Consider the following 3,424-nt stretch of genomic DNA (forward strand, 5'->3'; position numbering starts at 1 on the left):
CTCAACCATAAGTATTGCTGCCGCTCAGTCTGTTCTCGGCTGAAATTCTCTGGGCGAGGTGCGCGTTTATCAAGGTCTCCTTCGCGTCCGTTTTTTGGCGTAACTAGCTAGGTTGCCGTCCGGCTGAGCAGTTCGCTGCTATAAGCTGAGTGATCCCTGCTCGCTTCGATAATTTTCCCTGCTCTTTACGCAGGGAATTTAGAAGAAAAATCCCAAGATTGTCGTTGGTTAATATGCCACAGGATGTCTCGATGAGGTCGAAAACGGAAAATTTCCCTGTAAATTCCCTGACAGCAGGGAATTTAGCAAATCGGGGGCGCTTATTTGAGATGGTTTGCGGTCTTGGTCTTTGTCAGATGCCAAATCGTATGACCCGGTCTAGTATTTAAGCGACAGTTGCAAGCTTCTGCGCAGGGCGGCATACCAGGCGCGTGCAGTTGATGGTTCCCAACGTGTCGTCATGCCTCCCCCCAAATAGGTTACCTGACGAAATGCGATGAAACGAGCAGGTCGCGATCGAACGCCGTCGCAATTTTGTGGCGTGCGCAGCGTTGCGATACACGCGGGGACTTTTCTTTCTGAAATACTCGGTTATGCCGATTGCATGACCCAATGGACCGCAAGGCCAAGGTCTTGTCGCGGGGGAGAGAATATGCGGAAAATTCTGTTGGCTTCATTGGCGGTCGTGGCCCTGGTGGCGGGCGCAGGTGCGTTGTGGGAACCATTGGCGGCGACGGAATTTGCCGGATCCCAGCGCACATATGATGTTGAAATCGTGCGTGACGGGTACGGCGTGCCGCATATCAACGGAAAGACGGATGCCGATACGGCTTATGGCCTTGCTTTTGCCCATGCAGAGGATGATTTTTCGACGATTGAAGACGTCGTTGCCATGACCCGCGGCCGTTATGGCGCAATCGCTGGTTCCGACGGGGCAAAGGTAGACTATGTGCTGCACCTGCTGGGTGCACGGGAAACTGCCGAAAAACATTATATGGAATTGTCGCCCGAGGTGCGCGCCGTTTCGGAAGCCTATGCCGCCGGGTTGAACCATTATGCATCAACACACCCTGAAGAAGTCCGGTTGTCCAAGCTGTTTCCCGTCACGGGCAAGGACATAGTCACAGGATTCGTTTTGCGCGCACCATTTTTCTATGGGTTGGACAGCACGATTGCTGCACTTACCGAAGGCAAGCCATTGCCCAAAGACAATGCCGCGCCAATGACGCCCGTTGGACGCGATCCTGAAATGAACGGGTCCAATGCATTCGCGATTGCGCCAAAGCGTATGGCCGATGGCAAGACCTGGCTCATTTCGAACTCGCACCAGCCTTATGAAGGCCAAGTTGCCTGGTATGAAGCTGTCACGCATTCGGGCGAGGGGCTCGATATGGCGGGCGCTTTGTTTCCGGGTTCGCCCTTTGTCCTACTTGGCCACAATCGAAATCTGGGTTGGACGAACACCGTCAACCGTCCCGACCTGATCGATGTATACAAGCTTGTGATGAACGACGCTGGCGACCAATATCGTTATGATGGCAAATGGATGCCGCTCACGGCCAAACGGGTGTGGTTGCCGGTAAAAATGGGGCCGTTCAATCTGCCCGTGCCGCAGACGGTGTACCGTTCGATTCACGGACCCGTGATCAAAAATGACAAGGGCTATTTTGCCATTCGCTATGCCGGTATCGACAGCGTCAAAGCTGTCGAACAATATTATCGCAATACCAAGGCGACGAATTGGGAGGAATGGACGAAGTCGATGTCGATCGGCGGCATCCCTGCAACCAACTTCATCTATGCAGATAAGACGGGGCGCGTTGCCTATATCTACAATGCACTCTTCCCGGACCGTAAGCCTGGATATGACTACACCAAATTGCTACCGGGCGACACGTCGGCGGTGATGTGGGCAGGGCCAGTTGGCTTCGACCGTTATCCCAAGATTGTCGATCCTGCGTCGGGCTTTGTCCAGAACGCCAACAACACGCCGTTTTTGGCAGCGGGGCCGGGTTCGGAAATGAAGCCGGCGGATTATTCGCCTTATCTCGGGATTGAGCTTGGCATGACCAATCGGGGTCTTCGCGCAACAGAACTGCTTGCCGCCGATACATCCATCACGCCAGAAGAGCTTCTCGCGATCAAGATGGACACGGTCTATAGCAAGCAAAGCTGGGCTGGCCCGTGGATGGCATCGTTCGCCGCGCTTGACCTGAAAGACGCGCCTGAGCTGGCGAACGCGCAAAAGCTGCTCGGCAGTTGGGATTGGTCAAGCGATGGCAAGGGCAGCGCCGATGCCTTGGCCGAGCGCATCATCCGTTTTGGTGCCCGCCCGCACTGGCGCGGGGACAAAATGCCCGATGCGCGCAAAACACTTCAGGAAGCTGTGACCGAGTTCAAAAAACGCTTTGGCCGGATTGACCCGCCGCTTGCCGACATTCAACGCTTGCGCCGGGGCGATGTCGATATGCCGATGCTCGGCGGAAGCGATACGCTGCGGGCAACAACCATCTGGGACGCGGATCAAACCGATGGCAAAATGCGTGTCCGGCATGGGGACAGCTTCATCATGCTGGTCCGCTGGGACAAGGATGGCGGCGTGATTTCACAATCGATCCAACCATATGGCGAAGCGACAACGCGACCCGAATCGCCGCATTATACCGACCAGATGAAGCTGTTCGTTGCAGGTGAGTACAAGCCTGTACACTTCGAATGGGCTGACGCGGTGAAGAACGCAAAGCGCCGTTATCGGCCCTGAACGACGTTCGTCGAAAAATATCGGCCACATGATTGTGTTCGCCCGGTTCATAGCTATCTCGGGCGCCAATGAATTTTAGCTTTGGGAGCAGAATATGATCCGTAAATTGACCTTTGCACTACTTGGCGCAACGATGCTTGTGTCGCCAGCGCTCGCAGCCGACCCCGCACCAGTCCCGGCGTCGGCCTTGGTCAAGGAAATCAACATCCCGCATCAGCAATTCACGTTGAAAAATGGATTGCGCGTCATTGTCCATACCGACCGCAAGGCCCCAATAGTCGCAGTGTCGATCTGGTATGACATTGGTTCGAAACATGAACCCAAAGGCAAAACAGGCTTTGCCCATCTGTTCGAGCATTTGATGTTCAACGGGTCGGAAAACTCGCCTGGCGATTTCTTCCAACCATTGCAGAATATGGGTGCGACGGACTACAACGGCACCACATGGTTTGACCGCACCAATTATTTCCAGACTGTGCCTACCAGCGCACTCGACCGTATGTTGTATCTTGAATCTGACCGGATGGGTTTTCTGCTCGGCGCCGTAACGCAGGAAAATCTGACAAACCAGATCGGCGTTGTCCAGAACGAAAAACGGCAGGGCGATACGCAGCCTTTTGGCCTGGTTGAATATGCTCAGATCAAGGGGATGGTCCCTGAAAA

General features: G+C 54.5%; 2 protein-coding genes. Both read left to right on the top strand.

Translation table 11 applies throughout. The features are described 5' to 3' along the window. Positions 1 to 652 precede the first annotated feature (652 nt). Positions 653 to 2,761 (top strand): penicillin acylase family protein, encoded by a 2,109-nt coding sequence (locus ACLL9E_RS00030; RefSeq protein ID WP_411289697.1) that lies wholly within the window; start codon positions 653 to 655, stop codon positions 2,759 to 2,761. A 94-nt stretch (positions 2,762 to 2,855) separates the two neighbouring features. Next, a partial coding sequence (locus ACLL9E_RS00035; RefSeq protein WP_411289698.1) for a M16 family metallopeptidase occupies positions 2,856 to 3,424 on the top strand: 569 nt, incomplete at its 3' end.

Origin of the sequence: Sphingorhabdus sp. (assembly GCF_046596595.1) — a bacterium.
Taxonomy (GTDB): Bacteria; Pseudomonadota; Alphaproteobacteria; order Sphingomonadales; family Sphingomonadaceae; genus Sphingorhabdus_B.

Bases quoted from the DNA above. Each gene is read 5' to 3' on its own strand.
- ACLL9E_RS00030 (WP_411289697.1), top strand. From the start codon at position 653: ATGCGGAAAATTCTGTTGGCTTCATTGGCGGTCGTGGCCCTGGTGGCG.